General features: G+C 72.2%; 24 protein-coding genes and 4 pseudogenes. 15 read left to right on the top strand and 13 right to left on the bottom strand.

What is annotated here, in order from left to right:
* Positions 1-143: 143 nt before the first annotated feature.
* Entirely contained in the window at positions 144-869 is a 726-nt protein-coding gene (locus H3H54_RS17720) for an AAA family ATPase (RefSeq protein WP_262424893.1), read from the top strand.
* Between the two features lie 19 nt (positions 870-888).
* On the opposite strand, the gene pdxH is transcribed toward H3H54_RS17720, so the two are convergent.
* The 7 genes from pdxH to H3H54_RS17685 all read right to left on the bottom strand — a co-directional run bounded on the left by pdxH (position 889) and on the right by H3H54_RS17685 (position 4,243).
* On the bottom strand, positions 889-1,572 hold the full coding sequence (pdxH, locus tag H3H54_RS17715; RefSeq protein WP_262424892.1) for a pyridoxamine 5'-phosphate oxidase: 684 nt from the start codon (positions 1,570-1,572) through the stop codon (positions 889-891).
* A gap of 39 nt (positions 1,573-1,611) precedes the next feature.
* Complete coding sequence (locus H3H54_RS17710) at positions 1,612-1,971, bottom strand: transcriptional regulator (protein ID WP_262424891.1); 360 nt, start codon at positions 1,969-1,971, stop codon at positions 1,612-1,614.
* On the bottom strand, positions 1,968-2,474 hold the full coding sequence (locus H3H54_RS17705; RefSeq protein ID WP_262424890.1) for a hypothetical protein: 507 nt from the start codon (positions 2,472-2,474) through the stop codon (positions 1,968-1,970). The genes H3H54_RS17710 and H3H54_RS17705 overlap by 4 nt, the downstream gene beginning before the upstream one ends.
* Before the next feature lie 64 nt (positions 2,475-2,538).
* Positions 2,539-2,844 carry a hypothetical protein gene (locus H3H54_RS17700; protein WP_262424889.1) on the bottom strand — a complete coding sequence of 102 codons (306 nt, stop codon included), beginning with the start codon at positions 2,842-2,844 and terminating at the stop codon, positions 2,539-2,541.
* A 160-nt stretch (positions 2,845-3,004) separates the two neighbouring features.
* A complete protein-coding gene (locus H3H54_RS17695; protein WP_262424888.1) occupies positions 3,005-3,694 on the bottom strand; it encodes a CdaR family transcriptional regulator in 690 nt (229 codons plus the stop codon).
* Positions 3,597-3,896: a hypothetical protein gene (locus H3H54_RS17690; protein WP_262424887.1), complete on the bottom strand. Its 300-nt coding sequence runs from the start codon at positions 3,894-3,896 to the stop codon at positions 3,597-3,599. Before H3H54_RS17690 ends, H3H54_RS17695 begins: the two co-directional genes overlap by 98 nt.
* Positions 3,893-4,243 carry a hypothetical protein gene (locus H3H54_RS17685; protein WP_262424886.1) on the bottom strand — a complete coding sequence of 117 codons (351 nt, stop codon included), beginning with the start codon at positions 4,241-4,243 and terminating at the stop codon, positions 3,893-3,895. Before H3H54_RS17685 ends, H3H54_RS17690 begins: the two co-directional genes overlap by 4 nt.
* 211 nt (positions 4,244-4,454) lie before the next feature.
* Here H3H54_RS17685 and H3H54_RS17680 point away from each other — a divergent pair, with 211 nt between their 5' ends.
* From H3H54_RS17680 to H3H54_RS17650, 8 genes and pseudogenes are all read left to right on the top strand, one after another.
* Positions 4,455-6,077 (top strand): nickel-binding protein, encoded by a 1,623-nt coding sequence (locus H3H54_RS17680; RefSeq protein WP_262424885.1) that lies wholly within the window; start codon positions 4,455-4,457, stop codon positions 6,075-6,077.
* Between the two features lie 52 nt (positions 6,078-6,129).
* A complete protein-coding gene (locus H3H54_RS17675) occupies positions 6,130-6,783 on the top strand; it encodes an ABC transporter ATP-binding protein (protein WP_262424884.1) in 654 nt (217 codons plus the stop codon).
* Entirely contained in the window at positions 6,752-7,381 is a 630-nt protein-coding gene (locus H3H54_RS17670) for an ABC transporter substrate-binding protein (RefSeq protein ID WP_316249240.1), read from the top strand. The genes H3H54_RS17675 and H3H54_RS17670 overlap by 32 nt, the downstream gene beginning before the upstream one ends.
* A pseudogene (locus H3H54_RS19835) lies at positions 7,363-7,485 on the top strand (ABC transporter substrate-binding protein); the annotation flags it as partial. The gene H3H54_RS17670 and the pseudogene H3H54_RS19835, both read left to right, overlap by 19 nt.
* Positions 7,486-7,490: 5 nt before the next feature.
* Entirely contained in the window at positions 7,491-7,958 is a 468-nt protein-coding gene (locus H3H54_RS17665) for a hypothetical protein (RefSeq protein WP_262424883.1), read from the top strand.
* Between the two features lie 151 nt (positions 7,959-8,109).
* Positions 8,110-8,796 (top strand): ABC transporter permease, encoded by a 687-nt coding sequence (locus H3H54_RS17660; protein WP_262424882.1) that lies wholly within the window; start codon positions 8,110-8,112, stop codon positions 8,794-8,796.
* Positions 8,797-8,931: 135 nt separating this feature from the next.
* Positions 8,932-10,148, top strand: a pseudogene (locus H3H54_RS17655) (acetyl-CoA C-acetyltransferase).
* Positions 10,148-11,452: pseudogene (locus H3H54_RS17650) on the top strand (acyl-CoA dehydrogenase family protein); the annotation flags it as partial. The pseudogenes H3H54_RS17655 and H3H54_RS17650, both read left to right, overlap by 1 nt.
* 9 nt (positions 11,453-11,461) lie before the next feature.
* On the opposite strand, the gene H3H54_RS17645 reads toward H3H54_RS17650, so the two are convergent.
* The 6 genes and pseudogenes from H3H54_RS17645 to H3H54_RS17620 form a co-directional block, all read right to left on the bottom strand.
* Positions 11,462-12,385, bottom strand: a complete 924-nt coding sequence (locus tag H3H54_RS17645; RefSeq protein WP_262424881.1) for a ribokinase — start codon at positions 12,383-12,385, stop codon at positions 11,462-11,464.
* Between the two features lie 90 nt (positions 12,386-12,475).
* Entirely contained in the window at positions 12,476-13,285 is an 810-nt protein-coding gene (locus H3H54_RS17640) for a nitroreductase family protein (protein ID WP_262424880.1), read from the bottom strand.
* 2 nt (positions 13,286-13,287) lie between these two features.
* Positions 13,288-13,632 (bottom strand): hypothetical protein, encoded by a 345-nt coding sequence (locus H3H54_RS17635; RefSeq protein ID WP_262424879.1) that lies wholly within the window; start codon positions 13,630-13,632, stop codon positions 13,288-13,290.
* A pseudogene (locus H3H54_RS17630) lies at positions 13,629-14,746 on the bottom strand (PLP-dependent cysteine synthase family protein). Before H3H54_RS17630 ends, H3H54_RS17635 begins: the two are co-directional and overlap by 4 nt.
* 26 nt (positions 14,747-14,772) lie before the next feature.
* Positions 14,773-15,222, bottom strand: coding sequence for a hypothetical protein (locus H3H54_RS17625; protein ID WP_262424878.1), 450 nt, complete (start codon positions 15,220-15,222; stop codon positions 14,773-14,775).
* Positions 15,223-15,271: 49 nt separating this feature from the next.
* Positions 15,272-15,940, bottom strand: a complete 669-nt coding sequence (locus H3H54_RS17620; RefSeq protein WP_262424877.1) for a GNAT family N-acetyltransferase — start codon at positions 15,938-15,940, stop codon at positions 15,272-15,274.
* 374 nt (positions 15,941-16,314) lie between these two features.
* On the opposite strand from H3H54_RS17620, the gene H3H54_RS17615 reads away from it, so the two are divergent.
* The 6 genes from H3H54_RS17615 to H3H54_RS17590 all read left to right on the top strand — a co-directional run bounded on the left by H3H54_RS17615 (position 16,315) and on the right by H3H54_RS17590 (position 21,496).
* On the top strand, positions 16,315-17,001 hold the full coding sequence (locus H3H54_RS17615; RefSeq protein ID WP_262424876.1) for a hypothetical protein: 687 nt from the start codon (positions 16,315-16,317) through the stop codon (positions 16,999-17,001).
* Positions 16,998-17,135, top strand: coding sequence for a hypothetical protein (locus H3H54_RS17610; RefSeq protein WP_262424875.1), 138 nt, complete (start codon positions 16,998-17,000; stop codon positions 17,133-17,135). The genes H3H54_RS17615 and H3H54_RS17610 overlap by 4 nt, the downstream gene beginning before the upstream one ends.
* A gap of 107 nt (positions 17,136-17,242) precedes the next feature.
* Positions 17,243-17,722 (top strand): hypothetical protein, encoded by a 480-nt coding sequence (locus H3H54_RS17605; protein ID WP_262424874.1) that lies wholly within the window; start codon positions 17,243-17,245, stop codon positions 17,720-17,722.
* Positions 17,723-18,412: 690 nt separating this feature from the next.
* Positions 18,413-19,228: an enoyl-CoA hydratase-related protein gene (locus tag H3H54_RS17600; RefSeq protein ID WP_262424873.1), complete on the top strand. Its 816-nt coding sequence runs from the start codon at positions 18,413-18,415 to the stop codon at positions 19,226-19,228.
* Positions 19,129-20,322, top strand: a complete 1,194-nt coding sequence (locus H3H54_RS17595; protein WP_316249239.1) for a 3-hydroxyacyl-CoA dehydrogenase family protein — start codon at positions 19,129-19,131, stop codon at positions 20,320-20,322. The genes H3H54_RS17600 and H3H54_RS17595 overlap by 100 nt, the downstream gene beginning before the upstream one ends.
* 454 nt (positions 20,323-20,776) lie before the next feature.
* Positions 20,777-21,496, top strand: coding sequence for a hypothetical protein (locus H3H54_RS17590; protein WP_262424872.1), 720 nt, complete (start codon positions 20,777-20,779; stop codon positions 21,494-21,496).
* The last annotated feature ends 44 nt before the right edge of the window (positions 21,497-21,540 follow it).

The following is a 21,540-nucleotide window of genomic DNA, read 5'->3' as shown; positions in this document are numbered from 1 at the left end:
AATGGCAGCACGCCGCGAGGCCCCTGGAGCACCCGCGCAGAACAGCCGGGTGACGCGGCTCCGATCGGGGAGGTGCTCCTGGCCGCCTTCCCCACCGCGCGGCGAGATCGTCTGCCCGCCTGCCTTCGGGGTGTGAGCCCCCGATGAGTCGCGACGTCTTCAACGGACCGCTGCTGCCGCTGCGTTCCGTGCGCGAGCACCCGCTCGCCCCGGCGGACAGGACAGCCTGGCCCGCTGCCCTCCCGCCGGTGCGCGAGCTCCTGGATGACGGGCTTGAGCTCGGCCAGGTCACCGTGCTGACCGGGGACAACGGCGCCGGGAAGTCGACCCTGGTGGAGGCGATCGCCGGTGCCTTCGGCCTGAACCCCGAGGGCGGCGGGACCGGGGCGATGCACTCCACCCGCTCCACCGAGTCACCGCTCGGCGAGCACCTGCAGCTGGTGCGCGGCGCGGGGGCCCCGAAGTCCGGCTTCTTCCTGCGCGCTGAGACCATGCACTCGCTGTTCACCTACTACGAACAGATCGGGGTGGGCGGGATGATGCACGAGCGCAGCCACGGGGAGTCCTTCCTCGAGCTCGTCGCCGAACGCTCCCGCATCCGTGGCCTGTGGGTGCTGGATGAGCCCGAGTCAGCGCTCTCGCTGTCCGGCTGCCTGGCGCTGCTGGGCCTGCTGGGGGAGCTGGTGGAGAACGGATCCCAGATCATCCTGTCCACCCACTCCCCGGTGCTCGCCGCGCTGCCGGGCGCGGATCTGTACGAGGTGGGGGAGTGGGGCCTGCGGCGCACCGACTACGACGACCTCACGCTGGTGCGCACCTGGCGCAGCTTCCTCGACGCTCCGCAGCGCTTCCTCCGGCACCTGGACTGAGCGCACCGGCCAGCAGAGCTCAGGGTTGGAGCCGGTGCCGCTTCCAGGTGCCGTCGGCCGCCGGGGTGTAGAGGATCCGATCGTGGTAGCGGTGCGCACGGCCCTGCCAGAATTCGATCCGCTCCGGGCGCACCCGCAGTCCGCCCCAGAACTCCGGGCGCGGCACCGGCGCGCCGTCGAAACGCTCCTCGACCTCGGCGTACTGCGCCTCGAGCGCCTCCCGGGAGGTGATCTCGCGGGACTGGTGCGAGGCCCAGGCCCCCAGCTGGGAGCCGCGCGGTCGCTGGGCCCAGTAGGCGTCGGCCTCCGTGGCCGGGACCTGCTCCACCGTGCCCTCGATCCGCACCTGCCGCTGCAGCGGGTACCAGGGCAGCAGCAGCGCCGCACGGGGAGCTGACTCCACCTCCTGGCCCTTGGCCGAGCCCAGGTTCGTGTAGACAACGAACCCCTCGCGGTCATGCCCCTTCAGCAGCACGGTGCGTGAGCGCGGCCAGGGCGTGCCCGCGGCGTCGAGCGACACGGTCGAGAGCACCACCGCCGACGGCTCCGGCAGGTCGCCGTGCTCCTCACGACGGGCGAAGGCCTCGCTCAGCCACACCTCGAACAGGGCGAGCGGATCTGCGGGGGCGTCATCGGGCAGCGAGCCGGCGAGGTAGTCGGTGCGCTCGCCGGCGAGACGGCGGGAGATGGGCGCGTCGGTCATGGTCGCGATCCTAGGCCTCATCACTGGTCGGCGCGCGGCTCAGCCCGGGAAGCCCGGGAGCACCGGGTCGCCCTCGGCGATCGCCCGCAGCGCGGCCAGATGGGAGTCGAGGGCGGCGTGCCCCTCCACGGTGAGCGAGACCCAGGTCAGCCGGCGCGCGTCGTCGCGCACCGGGGAGAACTCCTTGCGCAGTCGCACCAGTCCGGCATCGGCGAGCTGCTTGAGGTTCTTCGAGAGGTTCGCGTCCTTCAGCTGCAGGGTGTCGCGCAGCACCGCGAACTCCATCTCGTCCATCGGGCGGAGCATCCCGCAGATCCGCAGGCGGACCGGGGCGTGGATGAGGTCATGGAAGGCCGGGGCCGGTTCGTGGCCGGCGCGCGGGGCAGAGGATCTGCTCATCGGCGTCCCGCCGGGTCGGAGATCTCGGCGCGCAGCACGGCGTCATACCGGCGCCCCAGTCCCACGGTCGCGAGGAAGCCCAGCGCGGCGGGCACCAGCACCCACCACGACACGAGCGAGTTGAGCTTCAGCAGCACCACGGAGCCCATCAGCGCCGCCAGCACCGCGAGGATCAGCAGCAGCATGCGCCGACTGCGGGGACCGGCGGGCTGGGTCATGGAGATCCGGTAGCGGCTGGTGTACGCCTTCATCAGGAAGGGGATCCAGATGATGATCAGGACGATCGCCACCGTGGAAGAGGCCCCCGGCAGGGCCTGGGCCCCGATGGCCGCCGCCACCATCGCTCCGAGCGTGAGGTGATACCACCACGGGGTCACGAGGCGTTCGGCGAGCTGCGAGGCATCGACGTCCATCGCGTCGAGGGCCGCGCGGGCCTCGAGGGCCGTGGGGCGGCCGGGCGGGGTGCTGCACTCACCGGACGGACCGGACGGATCGTTTTCCATGCAGGAAAGTCTATGAATGACTTCACTCTTCGTCAAGTGATTCGGTAATTCGGTGATTCCGGGATCAGGCGGTTGCGAGGCTCTCGCGGCCGTCACGCCGGCGGCGAGGCACGCCCGGCTCCCGCAGCAGCGACGAGAGCAGACCCCGACCTCCGGCGCGCCGTGCCGGGGCCCGATGACTGGGTCGGGCCGGCACCGTCCGCAGCTCGAGCGTGCTGGGGTCCAGGCCGCGGTCGGCGGCGCGGGCCTTCGCGGCGCGTAACGCCTGCAGGGACTCGCGGTCGCCGAAGGATTCCGGGAGCGGGCGGTAATCGATGAGGTGGTCGGTGGTGGCTCGCGTGCGGCTGGTGGAGATGGTCGCGTTTCTCATGCCTCCTACGGTCGCCCGGGAGCTGGCCTCTGCGCGTCCGACGGGGAGCGCGGAGACGTCATCCCGCAGAAGGATCTTCTGCCGGCGCGTGTGGGGACCGCGGTCGCAGTGGCTGAACCGCTCTTCGCGGCCCGACATCCTCGCTGGTGCCGGCGGCGAGCTACGTAGATTCGTCGCCGAGCGGGTCAGGATCCTGCGCGGCGGAGCGGTGCTCCGTGGCGAGAGCCCAGCTCACTTCGATGAGGTCCTGCGGCTCATGCAGATCCGCGCCGGTCAGCTCCTGGAACCGCTTGAGCCGGTAGCGCAGCGTGTTCACGTGCACCGGGATCGACGCCGCCGCGCGGGGGATGCTCATCCCGTGATCGAGGTAGGCGCGCACCGTCTCGAGCAGGAACTGCCCGAACTCGCCCTCGCCCCGCAGGGGTGTGAGGTGCCGGCGCCGCAGCAGCTCCGTCGTCTCGGGGCTCGCGGTGATCCCCATCCGCCAGGAGAGGGTCTCGAGATCGGCGACTCCCCGATGGCCCACCTGGACTGCGGTCGCCCGCACCCGGCTCGCCCCCGCGAAGGGCTCCGGCAGGTGCTCGAGCGTGCCCGCCGGGCCGAGCGCGATGGTCAGCCCCTCGGGCCGCGCGCCGGGATCCGGGTCGCCGATCACGAGGCCGACGACGGCGGTCTTATGGGGCGTGGTCAGTGCCGTCACCCCGGCGCGCGCCGCCCAGTCCTGGATCCGGCGGCCGATGTCGACGCGCTGATCATGTCGGCTGACGGTGAGCGCCCGCACCGGCCGGTCGTCGCCGACGCCATAGGCCGCCGCCCCGCCGAGCAGCTCGGTGCGCGGCAGGCCCGTCATCACGGCGTCGACGATCCAGCGGGAGCCGGCGGTCCGCATCGGCGACGGCCTGGGCGATGCTGCCCTCCTGATGGGCCACGACCGCACGGGTGGAGAAGGCGTCCCCGAGGGCCCACAGCAGGGTGGCGACGCCGAGCACCTCCTCGGCGCGCAGCCCGTGCACGGCTGCGCGCCGCTGCAGCTTCCTGAGGATCACCGTCATGCACAGGCGGAAGCCGGCCAGGACGCTGCCCAGCGGCACCCCTGCTCCATCCGCTCGAGTGCGAGCTCCTCCGCCTCCCCGATGTGCTCGGCCTCGGGCGCCCGACCCTCCCGGATCGTGCGGATGCTCAGGGCGAGATTGCGGCGGATCGACGCCTCGAGCGAGTCCCCGAGCACCTCCCCGTAGCCGGGCAGCGCCTCACGGATCGCCTGCGAGGTCTCGGGGACCAGGGTCGTATCGGCCTCGAGGGCGTCCAGCATCCGGCGCAGGATCTCGTGAGCGGTGGACGGGGTGAACATCGGTCTCCTCGCCTCCGGGTCCGGGCGGGCCGGGACGGGACCTGGCACGCGCGGCTCCACGATACTCGCGCGTCGCCTCACCGCGGTGGGGCCGGAGGTCGCGCTCTGCATGGGCGGGCCGCTGGCCGCTCGTCGATGACGGCGGACGACAGCTGTGCGGGCCCGGAGCGCACCTCGTGGCACCATATGTCATGCTGATGAAGCCCATAAGCAAAGCTTCGGCGATGTTGATCCCGGAGCAGACGATGAAAGGTGTCCCATGCCGCTGTTCCTCCTCGAGATCGAGCCCAGCACCGTCACCCGCGAGGGCAGCCAGGCCGTCATCGATGCCCTGCTCGCCCAGGACGGCGCCCCTGCGGAGCTGATCGAGTCCCAGGTCGCCGCCGACCATTCCCGTCTGTTCACGATCCTCGAGGCCGCCTCGGCCGAGGCGGCCGGCCAGGTCGTCGCCGAGCTCCGTGAGATCGCCGGTGGCGTCCAGGGACCCGACGAGGTGCGCCTGGTGGGCGCTGAGCTCGACGACATCAAGGCGCTGCGCCGCGGTGCCGGGTACCTCGTCGAATGGGACATCCCCGCCGAGATCACGATGGACCAGTACCTGGCTCGCAAGAAGGCCAACGCTCCCAAGTACGCGCAGGTCCCGGAGACCTCCTTCCTGCGCACCTACGTGCGCGAGGACACCGCGAAGTGCCTGTGCTTCTACGACGCCCCCGACGAGGACGCCGTGGTGCGAGCCCGCGAGGCCGTCTCCACACCGATCGACCGCATCTGGGCTCGGCGCGATCGACCTGGGCACGACGAGCTCCTGATGGCCGCCGTCCTCACCGAGGAGCGCGCAGGTCTCGGCCTCGCCGTGCTCCCCGCCGCAGCCGGTCCCGTGCTCACGGCCGTGGGAGAGCGGGCCGAAGCCGTCGACCGGGGTGAGGCCGACCTCTGGGACGGGCTGCGCGACCTCGGAGCCCTGGATCTCCTCACCGCCCCGCTGCCGGTCGCGGTCGAGCTGACCCACGCCCTCGCCCGGCGCTGCACCCCCACCGCCTTCTCGCTGTGGGGGCACCGCTCGTCCATCACCTACCACGAGGTGACGGGAACCCAGCTCCCGCTCGGTGCGGCCGACGGGACAGTGCCCCTCGCCTCGGGGATGGCCCCCGCGTACAAGGAGGAGGCCGGGCTCGGCGAGATCCAGCTCGTGGCCACCGACCTCCCGGGCGGAGCCATCACGGTGAGCGGGGTCCTGCCCTGGTGCTCGAACCTCGGCCCCGGCGCGCTGATCGTGACGCCCGTGCGCTGGGAGGACGGCCGCCGCGCCGTCATCCGCTTCCCCCGCGATGCCGGCGGCGTCCGGGTGACACCGCTGACCGGCCTCACCGCGCTCGATGGGACCTCCTCGGGGGTGCTGCTCCTCGAGGAGGCGCGGGTCCCCGACGAGGACGTGCTCACGCGTGACCTCCCTCAGTTCCGCGACCGGGCCCGTGCCCCGTTCCTGCTGATCCAGACCGCCATGTGCCTGGGCCTGGCCGGGGCGGCGCTCGACGCCGCGGAGGCCACGGTGGACGACGCCTCCCGTCAGGTCCTCGCCGAGGAGTTCTTCCAGGCCGCAGCGGATTGGACGGCACTGCGCGCCGAGCTCGTGCACTGCGTGGAGAGTGCCGGGAGGGTCCGGCCGGTCGAGCTGGTCGCTGCGCGTCTGGAGTCCGCGCTGCTGGCCGGCCGTGCCACCCGTCTCGAGCAGAAGGTCGTCGGCGGCCGTGGCTACGCGCTCGCCTCAAGCACCTCGCGCCGCGCGCGGGAGGCCGCGTTCCTGCCGGTCCAGTCGCCGACCGAGACCCATCTGCGCCATCTGCTGGATCGGTCCACTCGCCCCGGGGTGAGCCGAGCATGACCCGGCTCGCGCTGCGCGGTGTGACCCGGCACTATCCGGGCGGTGCCGCCCCGTGCTGCAGGAGCTGGATCTCGAGGTCCAGGAGCACGAGACGCTGTGCGTGCTCGGAGCCTCCGGCGCCGGCAAGTCGACCCTGGTGCGGCTGCTCGCGGATCTCGATGCGCCGCAGAGCGGACACATCGATCGCGGGGAGGATCCGCGCCGCCCCGCCCTGGTCCCCCAGTCCCCGGACCTGTTCCCCTGGCTCACCGTCGCTGAGAACATCGGACTCGGCGGGCGATACCAGGCCAACGGGGGACACTTCCGGCCCGAGCGCGTGCGGGAGCTGCTCGTAGATCTCGGCATCGCCGAGCTCGCCGGCGCGATGCCCGCCGAGCTCTCCGGCGGTCAGGCCCAGCGCGTCGCCCTCGGCCGAGCGCTGGCCGTCGACCCCGGCGTGGTCCTGCTCGACGAGCCCTTCTCCGCACTCGATCCGGCAATCCGTGCTGACCTGCAGGTCTGGTTGCGAGATGTGCTCACCCGGGTGAGGATCTCTGCCGTCCTGGTCACCCACGACGTCGACGAGGCGCTCACCGTCGCCGACCGCATCGTCTACCTCGACGGCCCTCGCGGGATCACCGCGCAGTGGTGCCCGCGCGAGGACGGGACCTCCCGGGACGAGGTGCTCGCCCACTATCGGGTGGGCACCGTCGGAGCCGGCCTGTGACCGTCGGACGGCCCTCGAGCCGTCGGGCGCTGCCGAGCCGTCGGGCACTGCTGGGCGGCGGGGAGCGCTGGCGCTGTCCGGGGCCCTCGGCGCCGGGATCGGCCTCGGCGCACGCCGCGGGGAGGCCGCCCCGCCGGACCCGGACCGTCCGCTGCGCATCGCCTACCTGCCCATCACCGATGCCGCCCCGCTGCTGATCGCCCACGCTCGCGGGTACTTCCAGCAGGCCGGCATCGAGGTCGCCGAACCGGTGCGGCTGCGGTCCTGGGCGACGATGGGGGAGGCACTGCTGGCTGGCAGCGTGGACCTCGTCCACCTGCTCTTCCCCATGGCCCTGCAGATGCGCCTCGACCTCGGCGCCGACGTCACCGTGCTCGGCGCGAACCATGTCGACGGCTCGGCGCTCACGCTCGGACGGGACGTGCCCGACGCCGGCGCGCTCGCCGGGCGCACGCTCGCGATCCCCGGCTGGTACTCGATCCACAACGTGATCGTCCAGCAGATGCTCCGCGCCGACGGGCTGACCCCGGTCGTGCGCCGCACCCCTCCCGCTCTCGGGGTGAGGTCACACTGGTGCCGATGGCTCCTGCGGACATGATCCCGGCGCTGGATGCCGGATCCATCGGCGGCTACACCGTCGCCGATCCGTTCAACGCGATGGCCGAGATGAAGCAGGTGGGCACCATCGGTCGTTACCTCGGCGACGTATGGCGCTCCCACCCGTGCTGCGTCACCGTCGGCTCCGGAGGGCTCATGCAGCGACCCCGGAGCAGATCCAGGCGGTCGCCGCGGCGCTCGTGCGCGCCCAGATCGACTGCCGGGAGGACCGCGAAGGGGTCGCCGCCGAACTCGCCGGCACCTACCTCCCGCAGCCGCCGCCCGCGATCGCCGCGGCCATGCACCGCCCCGACGCCGGGCACGCCCATGTCGAACACCCCGACTGGCACGGCGAGACGATCGACTTCACCCCCGTCCTGCGGCCCGGCTTCACCGCGCAGCTGGTCCGCGAGATGCGCACCACCCTGCTCGACGCACCGCTGGGCGCTCTTGCCGAGATCGACCCCGCCGACGCCCATGGCCTGGTCGTCGACGACTCCGCCCTGCGGGACGCCACCCGCCGCCTGGACCCCACTTCCCTGTCCGGGCTCGACGATCCCGAGGTGATCGACCCATGAGCGTCGCTCCTGCCGACCTCGAGCCCGCCGGGAGCTCGGCGGGCGCAGATCCCGGCACCCGGCACCCCCGCCGCAGCCGGGAAGGGGGACGCGCCCTCGCTCGTCCTCTTGCCTGGGCCCTCCTCGGCGGTGTCGCCGTCCTCCTCGCCTGGTGGGCGGTCACCGCCGTCGGCGGTCCCGGCAGCCCCATGCTCGCCGCCCTCTCCCCTGGGGCGTCCCCTCCGCGCTGCTCTCCCTGCTCTCCACGGGCGTGCTGCTGCAGGACCTCCTCACCAGCACGATGCGGCTCCTGCTGGGCCTGCTGATCGCCGCCGCGCTGGGCATCCCCGCTGGGGTGCTGATCGGGATGCATCGCCCCACCCGCTGGGCCACCGCCCTGCCGGTCCAGTTCGTGCGGATGATCTCGCCGCTGTCCTGGGCGCCGGTGGCCGTGGCCCTGCTCGGCGTGGGCTCCGCGCCGGTCGTGTTCCTGGTCGCGGCGGCTGCTCTCTGGCCGATCCTGCTGGGCACCTCCGCCGCGGTCGCTGCGATCGACCAACGCTTCATCGCCGTCGCCCACACCCTCGGCGCGAGTCGCTGGGAGATGATCCGCACGGTCCTGATCCCGTCCGTGCAGCCGGCAGTCCTGCAATCCGTGCGCCTGGCCCTCGGCATCGCCTGGGTGGTGCTGGTGCCGGCGGAGATGCTGGGCGTCACCAGCGGGCTGGGCTACGAGATCCTCAACGCCCGTGACCGCCTCGCCTACGACGAGATGCTGGTCGTGATCCTGGTGATCGGCGTGCTGGGCACCGTGATCGACCAGCTGGCGAGGATGGTGCTGAGCCCGCGCCGACGCTGAGAACGGCACCGCCGGGCCGCCCGGCTCCCCGCGGCACGACTTCCCCTGAGGTATCTGCAACCCGTAGTATCAGTAAAGCGCGGTGACCCGACGGGCCCGCGCACCCCGCAGACATCGCCGTCCCAGGAGGATCACGTGCCCGAAGCCGTCATCGTCGCAGCCGCCCGCTCACCGATCGGCCGTGCCCGCAAAGGCTCGCTCAAGGACGTCCGGCCGGACGACCTCGCCGCCCAGATGATCCGCGCGGCCCTGGACCAGGTCCCAGAGCTGGACCCCACTACGATCGACGATCTCCAGCTCGGCTGCGCGATCCCCGAGGGCCACCAGGGCGGCAACCTCGCCCGCACCGTCGCGGTCCGGCTCGGCCTGGACACGGTGCCCGGCGCGACCGTCACCCGCTTCTGCGCCTCCTCGATCGAGACCACCCGCGGCGCCTTCCACGCGATCGTCTCCGGTGAGGCGCGGGCCGTGATCTCCGCCGGCGTCGAATCGATCTCGATGAGCAGCGGCAAGCTGATGGAGGAGGGCTCCCGGGACCCGATCTTCCAGGCCGCCTGGGAGCGCACCGAGAAGCGCGCCACCCGCGAGATCCCCGCCCCTGGCACGATCCGCGCGAGGACGGCGAGCTGCCCGACGCCTACATCCAGATGGGCCAGACCGCCGAGAACGTCGCCGAGCTGCGCGGCGTGAGCAGGCAGGCGCAGGACGAGTACGCCGTCCGCTCCCAGAACCGCGCCGAGGCCGCGATAGCCTCCGGCTTCTTCGAGCGCGACATCACCCCCGTCACCCTGCCCGATGGCACCGTGATCAGCGCCGACGACTCCCCGCGCGCCGGCGTGACCCTCAAGGCCGCCGGCGGGCTCGACCCCGTCTTCCGCCCGGACGGCACCGTCACCGCCGGCAACTGCTGCCCGCTGAACGACGGCGCCGCGGCGCTCGTGATCATGGAAGCAACGTATGCGAAGGAACTGGGCATCACCCCGCTCGCCCGCGTCGTCGCCACCGGCGTCTCCGGGCTCAGCCCCGAGATCATGGGCCTCGGCCCGGTCGAGGCGACCCGCAAGGCGCTCGCGCTCGCCGACATGACCATCGAGGACATCGACCTGGTCGAGTTCAATGAGGCCTTCGCCGCACAGGTGCTGCCCTCCGCCGAAGATCTCGGCATCGACCACGACAAGCTCAACGTCCACGGCGGGGCCATCGCGCTCGGCCATCCCTGGGGCTCCACCGGTGCCCGTATGACCACCACTCTGCTCAACGGCCTGCGCGAGCGCGAGGGCCGCTTCGGCCTGGCCACCCTGTGCGTCGGCGGCGGGCAGGGCATGGCACTCATCATCGAGAGGATGAACTGATGACCACCAGCAACGAACCCGGGCACATCTCCCTTGGAGGCAGCGTCGACCCCGCCAGCGAGGAGCGCCGCGAGTCCGTGGTGACGGACCGCGCCGTGGTCTCCGCGCCCGCTGCCTCCGCCGCCACCGCGGCCGAGCTGCTGCCCGTGACCGCCGACCACTTCTCCCTGTTCCAGGATGTCGCCGGAGAGGACCTCGAGGCCTGGGCCGCGGCCCGCTCGCTCGCCGACGAGGTGCTGCCGCAGATCAACGACTGGTGGGACCGCGGTGAATACCCGATCGAGCTGATCGGTCGCCTCGGCGAGCTCGACCTGCTCACCGACGGCCTCGACGTGCCCGGCCACCGCACCCTCTCGCCGCTCGCCACCGGCCTGGTGAACATGGAGCTCTCCCGGATCGACGGGAGCGTGGGCACGATGGTCGGCGTCCAGGGTGGGCTCGCTTTGCGCTCGATCATGCTGCTGGGCTCCGAGGAGCAGCAGCAGCGCTGGGCCGAGCCGCTCGCGAGCGGGACGGAGTACGCCGCCTTCGCGCTGACCGAGCCCGATCACGGCTCCGACTCCGTCTCCCTGGAGACCGTCGCCCGCCGCGAGGGGGACTCCTGGGTGCTCTCGGGAGAGAAGCGCTGGATCGGCAACGGCGCCGGCTGCCACCTGTCGGTGGTGTGGGCGAGGGTCGACGACGAGTCGCAGCCCGAGCTGCACGGACAGGTCTCCGGCTTCCTGGTCGACCAGTCGCTGCCCGGCTACGAGGCCGAGGTGATCCGCGGCAAGGTCGCGCTGCGCGCCATCCACCAGGCCCACATCACCCTCACCGAGGTGAGCATCCCGCTGGATGCGCGCCTGCCCGGGGCCCGTTCCTTCAAGGACACCTCGAAGGTCCTGTTCGCCACCCGCGCCGGCGTGGCCTGGGGAGCGCTCGGGCACGCCACCGCTTGCTACGAAGCGGCGCTCGAGCACGCCCAGAAGCGCATCCAGTTCGGCCGCCCCCTGGCCAAGGCTCAGCACGTGCAGGTGCGTCTGGCCTCGATGCTGCAGGCCCTCACCTCGATGCAGCTGTACTGCCTGCGGCTCGCCCAGCTCGAGGAGGCGGGCACGATCCGTCCCGAGCAGGCCTCGCTCGCGAAGGTGCACAACACTCGCACCGCGCGCGAGATCGCCTCCGATGCCCGCGACCTGCTCGGAGGATCCGGGATCCTGCTGGAGAACCGCGTGGTGCGCCACCGCAGCGATATCGAAGCCCTGCACACCTACGAGGGCACCGACACCATGCAGTCGCTCATCGTGGGCCGGTCGATCACGGGGTCAGCGCCTTCACGTGAGCGGGGGCAGCGCATCTCCCTGGCGCGGATAGCTTGGCTGGGCCCCGGCCCCGGTCGTCGCATAGGCGCCGACCTGGGAGGCGAGCCGTGCCGCCTGCGCGAGCGATTCTCCGCGGGCGAGCCCCAGTGCCAGTGCCCCGATGAACGCATCGCCCGCGCCGGTGGTGTCCACCGCCTCGACGGCCGCCGGCGGGATGCGGTGGGTGCCCTGCGCGTCGGCGACGAGAGATCCCTGCGCTCCGAGCGTCAGCACGACGGAGCGGATCCCGGCCCCGCGCAGCGCCCGGACCGTCTCCTCTTCGTCCCGCGCCCCAGCGCCGGCGCCGAGCTGGGCGAGCACGAGGGTGGCCTCATGCTCGTTGACGACCAGCGGATCGGAGGCGCGCAGCACCTCGGGGGCCAGCTCCATCACCGGCGCCGGATTGTGCAGGAACCTCCCGCGGGTCAGCCGGGGCAGCGCCTCGATCCCGTCCCGCGGGATCTCGCCCTGGCAGATCACGATCGCGGCCTCGAGGAGCTCCGCATGCTGCTCCACGTACTGCGCATCGACTGCGGCATTCGCGCCGGCGATCACCACGATCGAGTTCTCACCGTCCTCCGCGACAGTCACGATCGCCAGGCCCGTCGGCCCCTCGACCTCCGTCACGGCGGCGGTGTCGACCGCGCTCGCGCGCAGGGCGGAAAGTGCCACCTCGGACTGGGGATCCGAGCCGACGGCGCCGACCATCCGCACGCGGGCGCCGAGCTGCCCGGCGGCGACGGCCTGATTGGCGCCCTTGCCGCCGGGGCTCATCCGGCCGCCCGTCCCGTGGAGGGTCTCGCCCGGGAGCGGGTGGCGACGCACGTTCGCCGTGAGGTCCACGTTGATCGACCCCACCACGACGATGGTGCCGTCCGTGCTGGGGTTCTCGGTCATGCGGGGGCACCTCTGTGCTCGAAGGGCGGCGGCCGGCCGCCGCGATGTCAGCTCGGAGGTTATCTCGGGCCGACGGCGGTGTCGACGAGCTCAGGCCCCGGGGCGCGAGTCCTCATCCCACCCGGTCTGCGGAGACTCGCAGGTCTCCCGGAAGACGAACTGGGAGGGCAGCTTCCGTTCGCGGCTGGACCAGTCGATCGCCGGCCGGCGCGAGTTCTCAGGGAGGTAGCCGAGGCGGTAGACCGCCATCAGCTCGAGCTCATCGGGCACCCGCAGAAGTCCGGTGATGCGGCTCCAGTTCTCCGGCACCTCCATCGGGAAGGAGACGAACTGGATGCCCATCCCGAGCTGGGTGGTGGTCAGCCAGAGGTTCTCCATCGCCGCGCCCATGCTGAACACCGAGTAGAAGCCGGACAGCGCCTCGGGGCGGTACTCCCCGCGCTCGAGCATCACCCCGATCAGCAGCGGTGAACCCGCCACCAGCTTCCGGTTCTCCTCGCCGAGCTTGCGCGGCACGCGCAGCCGGTTCATCAGCTTCTGGCCTGAACTGGTGAACACCTGGCCGGTGAACGGGCGCAGGGGCGCGGGGAGGCGGTCGAACAACATGCCGCTGCGCGTCTCATCCATCTCCCTCTGGGAGAAGCGGAAATACTTGCGATAGCGATGGAAGAACGTCCCCTCGCTCATCACCTGCGTCATGCTCTCGCCGCTGATCCGAGCGATCCCCTCGATCGTGGTCGGGTCCTCGATCAGCACGAATCGCCACGGCTGGCTGTTGAACTGGGAGGGTGCTGCGGCGGCGGCACGGATCAGCAGCTGCTGATGCTCGGGGCTTACGGGATCGGGCCGGAAGGGTCCGTTGGTGGTGCGGCGGCTGAAGACGGCGTCGAGGAGTTCCATGGTCACCTTCGGGTCAGGAGGAGGGCGGCGACGTAGCAGGGTGCGGCGGCGGCCGCAGTGCGGGCGTGACGCGGCAGCGGGTGCGCGCCCCGGAGCGGGAGGAGCAGGAGCGGGATCGCGGCCGGGGCCAGTGCCACGGCCGCGCTCTCGCGGTGGGCCGCGCTCAGCCCGAGGGCGACCGCGGTGGTGGAGGCGGTGGCGATGAACAGCGCATGATGCGCCCAGCGCCCGCGCGAGGTGTCGAGCAGCCCACCGGCCACGGAGATGCCGAGAGCCGCGCTCGTGGCGTAGCAGGCTGCGGCGAGGTGCACCGCGGCGGGGACGAGCTGCCGCGTGCTCCGGGTCATCGGTGCCTCAGCGGCAGCATCGATTCGAGCGCCTCGCGCCACGGCCCCAGCTCCCAGCCCTGCGCCGCGACCCAGTCGTCGTCGAAGTAGGTGTCGGTGTAGCGATCGCCCGGATCGCACAGCAGGGTCAGCACCGAGCCGCTCTCTCCGCGCTCGCGCATCTGGCTGATCAGCTGCGCGGAGGCCATCAGGTTCGTCCCGGTCGAGGCGCCGACGCGCCGCCCCAGGTGCTCCGAGAGGTAGCGGGCTGCAGCGACCGAGGCGGCGTCGGGCACCCGGATCATCCGGTCCACGACTCCGGGCACGAAGCTCGGCTCGACCTGCGGGCGCGGCCGATCCCCTCGATGCGAGAGCCGTGATCGGTGGTGAGCGTTGGATCCTGCTGCACCCAGCCCTCGAAGAACGCCGAGTTCTCCACGTCGGCGACGCACAGCGAGGTGGGCAGGCTGCGATAGCGCAGCAGGCGGCCGAAGGTCGCGCTGGTCCCGCCGGTCCCGGCGCCCACCACGATCCAGCGCGGCACCGGATGCGGTTCGAGCTCGAGCTGCGCCAGGGCGCTGACGGCGATCGAGTTGTTGCCCCGCCAGTCGGTGGCCCGCTCGGCGTGGGTGAACTGATCCAGGAACAGCCCGCCCCGCTCGTCGGCCAGACGCTGCGCCTCCCGGCTCATCGACTCCGCGCTCTCGACCACATGGCAGTGCCCGCCCGCCGCTTCGATGAGCGCGATCTTGCGGGTGCTGGTGCCGCGGGGGATCACCGCGATGAAGGGGATGTCCAGCATCCGCGCCACATGCGCCTCGCTCACCGCGGTGGAGCCCGAGGACGCCTCGATCACTGGCATCCCGGGCCGCAGCTGACCGTTGACCAGGGCGAACAGGAACAGTGAGCGGGCCAGCCGGTGCTTCAGGCTGCCCGAGGCATGGGTGGACTCGTCCTTGAGGTACAGGTGGATGTCCCAGCTCGCGGGCAGGTCCACGGCCACCAGGTGGGTGTCGGCGCTGCGGCGCCCGTCGGCCTCGAGCCGGTGGATCCGCTCCGCCACCCAGGCGCGCAGCCCATCGTCGCTGCGGTCCACGTCTTTGAGCCGCTCCGGCCACGTCACCCTGTCATCCATGGGACGACCGTAGCGGGTGCGCAGCTCTATGCCGCAGGCTTCGAGGTCGCCCGGGCGGTGAGCTCGGCGTCCTCGAGACGGAACACGGCGTAGAGGACGGTGCCCAGCAGCAGCGAGAGGAGCACGGACACGCTCGCCGGTGTCGCCTCCGGCAGCAGCACGTGGAACAGGAGCGGGCCAGCGGCCATCCATGCGCTGAGCAGGGAACGGGGCCCGCCGATGGCAGGGAGGGAGGAGGCGCGTCCGTGATGCCGGATCTGGGCACGGGAGACGATGATCGTGCCGATCGCCAGGAGCAGGACCCCCAGCCCCAGCCCCAGATCGCTCAGGGGAGGAGGAAGACCCCCGAGCATCCCGCAGGTCCCGACGGTGTAGAACGCGGCGCCGAGCAGGTGGGTCCTCCAGGACACGCTATGTGCCGGGTGGGCAGGGTGGCCGGCCTCCGTGCTCGTCGGGGCGGCTGCTTCGGTGTGCATCGCGTCCTCCTCGTTGCTTCGACCACCGTACGGCCCCTGCGGCGGACTGTCACGGAGTGCGGATCGCACCGAACGAGAGCCGGCGCCGCAGCGCGAACCCCAGCTTCTCGTAGCCGCTGATCGCGGTGGTGTTCGCGGCGGAGGCATGCAGCAGTGCGCGGTCGCCGCGCTGCTGGATGCGGAAGGCGACGTCGAGGACCAGGCGCGAGGCGAGGCCCTGGCGGCGGTGCGCCTCGTCCACGGCGACCGCACTGATCTCGGTCCAGCCCTCGGGGTGCAGGCGCTCCCCGGCCATCGCGATCAGGCGGCCCTTGCGGCGGATGCCCACGTAGCGGCCCATCTCATGGGTGCGGGCATGGAAGGGGCCGGGCCGGGTGCGCTCCACCAGGGCGAGCATCTCGGTACTGTCCGGGGCGCCCAGCTCGACCGCCTCCGGATCGGGGCGCGGGGCGAGGCGGTCGGTCTGGACCAGCTGCACCCCGGGGATCGAGAACTCCTGCGCCCAGCCCGCGGGCAGCAGCGGATCGGCGTGGGAGACGCTCACGGTGGCGCCGTGCCCGAACACCTCGAGGATCGCGTCCCATACGTCCGGGTGCTCCCAGTCCCGCACCCCCACGAAGGGAGAGACGTCGCCCGGGTATCGCAGCACGAGCTCGTTCCCCTCCGCGAGGTGCCGGTGCCGGCCGGTCAGCGAGGACCAGACCGGAGCATCCAGCACCGAGTGCTCCTGGGCGGTGGGGGTCCGGGAGGGTCATGTGAGGGAACGCTACTCCTGCCGGCCGCCCCCAGCAGGCGCGTCCGATAGCGTGACCTCGCCCGTTCGCGTCGGCGGGCCAGCATCGCCGTCGAAAGGAACCCGGCCACCGCGCCGAACCCTCATGAGCCAGCCTCCCCGCTCTCCCGATCCTCAGGATCCACAGCCTCCCGCCGAGGGCCCCGCACCCCGCTCTGCCCCGTCGCGCGCGCTCGTGGTCTGCGTCCTGCTGGTGCTCGTGCTGGTGTTCGCCCTCATCGGATTCTTCGGTGCCCCGCTCTTCATGGCCGAGGCTGCGGGCGGCGGCGAGCAGAGCTCCGCGCCCTATGCTCAGGGGTATGGCACAGGGACGGGACTCTCCCACCGGCTATGACTGGGAGGGCTCCGCCGTCCCGTCGGAGCCGGAGCCCCTCATGCTGCCCGAACCCGCGGACGGGACCCCGCACGGGGCGCCGTCCTTCACCTACGACGCGCAGGGTCCCGCCGACGAGAGCCGTCGGCGTCGTGGCGCCCTGCCTGCCTGGGCGATCGTCGCCATCGTCGTCGTGCAGGCGTCCGCGCTGGTCGCCACAGTCGGGCTCGTGATGGGCGGCCTGCAGCGGTTCGGCGGCGAGGAGCCCGCACCGCCCGCCGCGACGGCTCCCACGGAGGAGCCCGCCCAGAACGAGACCCCCTCGGAGGACCGGAAGCCCGGCACGGTCACCGATTCGGCCGGCCGCAAGGTGACCGACGGCACCGGCGGCTACGACGATCCGGCCACGATCGGCGAGCACACCGTCAGCTGGACCACCTGGACCGACGGGACTCTCGCCGTCACCGCACGCGAGGTCGATCTCGCGGCGACCGCCCCGGAGCCGACGGCCAGGACATCGTCCAGGACGGCTACCGCCTGGTCCTGGCGACCTACGAGGTGCACTACGACGGGCCCGGCCAGCTCGCACCCGCCGAGGAGCTGTGGCTCACCGGCGAATCGGACCGCACCTACTTCCCGGACATCGGCGAGGGCCTCGTCTCCGACCCGATGAAGCGGATCAGCCCGCTCGCCAGCGGCGAGAGTGCGACCTTCCACAGCGCCTTCCTGGTCCCGGAGAGCGAGATCGATTCCTTCCGCCTGGGAGTGGAGACCTTCAGCGGGGAGATCCTGTACTTCGCGACGTGAAGGCGCATGGGGCCTGTGCGCTAGCGTGACCGAGGGGCCGTGGATCGCGGCCCTGATCCGTTCGCCGAGAAGGGGGCCGTCGCGCCGCGGACCACAGCTCCGCTCCCGTGCCACGCATCGCCATGCACCAGTCACCCCCGCACCTCCCGCCGCACCGCACCGCGCCCACCGAGCAGCTGCCGGAGCGGTCGCCGCGCACCTCGTTCTACATGACCGTCGGCTGCCTGTCCGTGATCGTCGGTCTCCTGCTCGGCGTGGGCGGATTCTTCGGCGTGCGCGCACTGCAGGACGACGGAGAGGCCACGCCCGGCCAGGAGCAGGGAGGCGGCGGCGGGGCGGTGGAGGAGCCGGAACCGCAGGTCCTCGACGAGACCCCGGTGGGGCCGGACGCCGCGGTGCCCTCCGGGAGCACCTTCCCCTCCGCTCCGACGCCCTGGAAGGCGCTGTGGAGGTGGTCTCCATCGCCGTGGACTGGGATGCGACCTCCGAGATCCTGGAGACGAACTCCTTCACGAAGGAGCCGCAGCAGGGCAGCAGGTACGTGCTGCTGTCGATGGAGGGGATCTACCAGGAGACGCGCGGCGTGAGGCCTCCGGCCGGGCCTGGATCGAGGCCAGCTATGTGACGGAGGACGGAACCCGGTACTCCCGCACCTTCCTTGTCACCCCGAACCACAGCGACCTGGTCGAGCACGAGGGCGTCGATGCCGGGGGACCCTCCTGTCGGAGCATGCCTTCGAGCTCCCGGAGGAGATCGAGGGAGGCGGGCACTTCGTGCTCCATGAGAGCGGCCAGGAGCTCGACGAGGGCGTCTGGATCATCGCCCCCTGAGCATGACGGCGCCGAGCAGCGCTCGCGCGGCGGTGCAGCCCGCCCGCGGTGGACACCCTGCGCGGACATGAGGCATGATCTACCTGAAACCCGCAGTATCAGACAATCCTGCGGGCGCCGCCTGCCCTCGACGAAGAGATCGCGAAAGGTCACTGATGAGCAGCTACACCGAGCACGTCACCCGAGTCCTCACTGAGGACCGCGAACATCCCGGACTGGGCACGGTGGCCGTGCTGACCTTCGCCCCGCCGGAAGGGGAGGAGCGCCGCCCCGCGACCCTCGGCCCCCGCTCGATCGACGCTGTCACCGGCGCGATCGGAGCCGCACTGGACCGTGCGGAGACCGGGGAGATCCAGGCGATCGCGATGACCGGCAGCGGCCGTGTCTTCCTCGCCGGCGCCGACCTGTCGATGTTCGCCGATCCCTGCGGCCGCGAACGTCGAAGGAATGACGCGCGCCGCCCACGATCTGCAGATCCGCGTTCGCGCCAGCTCGGTCCCGGTGCTCGCCCACCTCAACGGCGTCGCCCTGGGCGGCGGGCTCGAGGTGGCGCTGATGGCCGACGTCCGCACGGCTACCCCCGCGGTGCGGGGCCTGGGCCTGCCCGAGACCAGCCTGGGCATCCTGCCCGGCTGGGGAGGCACCACCCTGCTGCAATCTGTCGTCGGCGCCGAGACCGCGGTGCGGATGATCCTCGAGGACCCGGCCCGGGACAAGCAGCTGAACGCCGAGCAGGCCCTGGAGATCGGACTGGTCGACGAGCTCGCCGAGGACCTCGACGAGGCGCTCGACGAGTTCGCAGCCCTGGTCGCCGCCCATGTCGACCTCGATGAGTCCGACGCCGACGTGGTCGACCCCGCGCTCGCCGAGTCCGCCCCGGACGGCGCCCTCGCGGCCGACGGCGCCTGGGGCGGGCGCACCGCGCCGGTGCCCGCCGCCGACACCCCGAGGCGGAGGCGCTGCTCGACGCGCTCGACGCCGCCCATGGGCACGCCGAGACCCGCCGCACCTGGGCGACCCGCCTCGAGGCGCAGGGAGCCCCCGCTGTCGGCCGCGCCCTCGCCCTGCTGCAGGAGCTGCCCGGCTCGACCCTCTCCGAGGCGCTCGCCCGCGAGGCCGCTGCGCTCGAGGAGCTCGTGCGCAGCGACGGCGCCGCCGCCTCGATGTACTCCGCCGAGATGCTGCGCCGCGGACGGCCCGGCCGCACCCCCGTCGACGGCGCCCGTGAGATCCGCCGGGTGGGCGTCGCCGGCGCCGGCCTGATGGCCTCGCAGATCGCCGCCCAGCTGGCGCTGGGCCTGCAGGTCCCCGTGGTGATGCGCGACCTCGATGCGGAGACCGCGGCCAAGGGCCTGGCCGCCGCCCGGGACGTGATCGCCCAGGCCGCCGTGCGCGGCCAGCTCGACGAGGCCACCGCCACGGCCGTCGCCGGGAACCTCTCCGCGACCGCGGACCTGCAGGACCTCGCCGGCTGCGACCTCGTGCTCGAGGCTGTGCCCGAGGTGCTCGCGATCAAGAAGTCGGTGTTCGCCGAGCTCGAGAGCGTCCTGGCCGAGGATGCCCTGCTGGTCACCAACACCTCCTCGCTCGCGGTGACGAAGATGGCTGAGGAGCTCGCCCATCCAGAGCGCGTCGTGGGCCTGCACTTCTTCAACCCCGTCGCCAAGATGCCGCTGGTCGAGGTGATCCACACCGAGGCGACCGACGAGACCACCCTCGCCACCGGCCTCGAGGTGGTCCGGAAGCTGCGGAAGTTCGCCGTGCGCAGCGCCGACGCCCCCGGCTTCATCGTCAACCGGCTGCTGTTCCGCGTGCTCGGAGCGGTCCTGGCCTCGGTGGACGCCGACGCGGATCCGGCGGAGGTCGATGCCTCCCTCGACCCGCTGGGCCTGCCGATGCGACCGTTCGCGCTGCTCGACCTCGTGGGCCTCGCCGTCGCCGACCACGTGGGCACGGTGCTCGTCGAGGAGCTCGGCGACCGCTTCCACGCCTCGCCGGGGCTGAGCGCGATGGCGGAGAAGAATGCCCAGTTCACCGAGCGCAGCAAGACCGCCGTGCACCCGCCGGTCTCACCCACCGTCGCCGAGGTCTTCGGCACCGGGACGGCCGGCGGCGCCGAGGCGCCCGTCGGCGAGGCGCTGCTCGAGAAGGTCCAGGACGGCCTGGCCGAGGAGATCGCCCTGATGCTCGAGGCCGGCGTGGTCGAGCGGCCCGAGCAGGTGGACCTCGCACTGATCCTCGGCGCCGGATTCCCCCGACACCGCGGCGGCGTCACCCCCTACCTCGACGCCTCCGGCGCCTCGCAGCGGGCGACCGGGCACACCTTCCACGGCGAGAAGTTCACCTCCCGCGGCTGACCCAGCGCGATGCCCCCGGCCCCTGGCATCTGCCGGAGGGCCGGGGGCGTCGTGTTTCGTGACCGGAAAGGGATCTGGTGCACCCTGAACGGGACCTGAACGCGCCGTACCATGTGGCGCACGGGCCCAGGGGCTCGACCGATGAAGGTCGTGTCAGCAGAGAGGGGTCGGTGCCGGCGCCGGCACCGGAAGAGACCATGTCGCAGCCACCGCAGAACGGATGGGGCCCGCCCCAGTCCGGAGATCCCTATGGTCAGTCCTCCCCGGATGGGGGCTATGGACAGGGCCAGCCTCCGCAGGACTACGGGCAGGGCCAGCCCGCTTACGGTAAGGATCAGGGCTACGGCCAGCCCGGCTACGGCCAGCCCTCAGCCAGCGGCGGGTACGGGCAAGACGCCGCGTTCGCCCCGAGCTTCGGGGACGGGGAGCGCAGGGCGTCGCGCCGCAGGGTGCTGTGCCGAAGAAGTCGAACAAGGTCCCGATCCTGATCTGCGCGGGTTGCGCGGTGCTCGCGCTGCTGCTGATCAGCGTGGGCGCCGGGATCTTCCTGTTCACCCGCGACGGCGGTGAGCCCGTCGGCGACGGCCCCGAGACCATCACGACCGAGCCGGACGAGCCCGAGACCGACGACCCGGAGACGGACGAGCCCACCACCGATGAGCCGACCACCGAGGAGCCCACCACCGACGAGCCGACCACGGACGAGCCGACGGACGAGCCGTCCGCCGGCAAGGGCTCCCAGGACGCCCCGTACGCCGTCGGTCAGACGTTCACCATCGACGACGAGGCCGGCGGCACCCTCGACATCACCGTCGGGGAGATCGACTGGGACGCCACCGAGGCGGTGATGGGCAGGAGCGCGGAGAATCCCGAGCCCGGCGACGGCGAGGTCTACATCCTGGTCCCGGTCACCGTGACCTACCACGGGGACAGCACGCAGGAGCCGATGCTCCTGCTGTGGGTCGACTACCTCTCCGACGCCGGCGGCTCGTACGAGGACGCCATCGCCGTCACGCCCAACACCGTCTTCGAGAAGGGCACGATGCGCGACGGCGACACCGAGGACTGGGAGTACGGGATCATCGTGCCCGAGGACGAGGTGCAGGCCGGGTCGGTCTCGGTGCGCGCCTTCCTCGACTTCTCGAACAACCCGACCTGGGTGCGCGTCTCCTGAATCGGTCCCGCGCCGTCTGACCTGCTTGCCGCGCCGGCATCCGG

The organism is Brachybacterium sp. Z12 (assembly GCF_014400405.1).
Taxonomy (GTDB): Bacteria; Actinomycetota; Actinomycetes; order Actinomycetales; family Dermabacteraceae; genus Brachybacterium.
Note: the sequence above shows the minus strand (reverse complement) of the source record. Positions and strands in the feature narration are given on the sequence as shown.

Coding starts and splice junctions, on each gene's coding strand:
- H3H54_RS17640 (WP_262424880.1), bottom strand. CDS start 13,285: ATGGAACTCCTCGACGCCGTCTTCAGCCGCCGCACCACCAACGGACCC.
- H3H54_RS17595 (WP_316249239.1), top strand. CDS start 19,129: ATGTACTCCGCCGAGATGCTGCGCCGCGGACGGCCCGGCCGCACCCCC.
- H3H54_RS17695 (WP_262424888.1), bottom strand. CDS start 3,694: ATGACGGGCCTGCCGCGCACCGAGCTGCTCGGCGGGGCGGCGGCCTAT.
- H3H54_RS17700 (WP_262424889.1), bottom strand. CDS start 2,844: ATGAGAAACGCGACCATCTCCACCAGCCGCACGCGAGCCACCACCGAC.
- H3H54_RS17635 (WP_262424879.1), bottom strand. CDS start 13,632: ATGACCCGGAGCACGCGGCAGCTCGTCCCCGCCGCGGTGCACCTCGCC.
- H3H54_RS17710 (WP_262424891.1), bottom strand. CDS start 1,971: ATGAGCAGATCCTCTGCCCCGCGCGCCGGCCACGAACCGGCCCCGGCC.
- pdxH (WP_262424892.1), bottom strand. CDS start 1,572: ATGACCGACGCGCCCATCTCCCGCCGTCTCGCCGGCGAGCGCACCGAC.
- H3H54_RS17705 (WP_262424890.1), bottom strand. CDS start 2,474: ATGGAAAACGATCCGTCCGGTCCGTCCGGTGAGTGCAGCACCCCGCCC.
- H3H54_RS17645 (WP_262424881.1), bottom strand. CDS start 12,385: ATGACCGAGAACCCCAGCACGGACGGCACCATCGTCGTGGTGGGGTCG.
- H3H54_RS17690 (WP_262424887.1), bottom strand. CDS start 3,896: ATGACGGTGATCCTCAGGAAGCTGCAGCGGCGCGCAGCCGTGCACGGG.
- H3H54_RS17610 (WP_262424875.1), top strand. CDS start 16,998: ATGAAGCGGATCAGCCCGCTCGCCAGCGGCGAGAGTGCGACCTTCCAC.
- H3H54_RS17680 (WP_262424885.1), top strand. CDS start 4,455: ATGCCGCTGTTCCTCCTCGAGATCGAGCCCAGCACCGTCACCCGCGAG.
- H3H54_RS17600 (WP_262424873.1), top strand. CDS start 18,413: ATGACGCGCGCCGCCCACGATCTGCAGATCCGCGTTCGCGCCAGCTCG.
- H3H54_RS17615 (WP_262424876.1), top strand. CDS start 16,315: ATGGCACAGGGACGGGACTCTCCCACCGGCTATGACTGGGAGGGCTCC.
- H3H54_RS17625 (WP_262424878.1), bottom strand. CDS start 15,222: ATGCACACCGAAGCAGCCGCCCCGACGAGCACGGAGGCCGGCCACCCT.
- H3H54_RS17665 (WP_262424883.1), top strand. CDS start 7,491: ATGGCGCTCCCACCCGTGCTGCGTCACCGTCGGCTCCGGAGGGCTCAT.
- H3H54_RS17720 (WP_262424893.1), top strand. CDS start 144: ATGAGTCGCGACGTCTTCAACGGACCGCTGCTGCCGCTGCGTTCCGTG.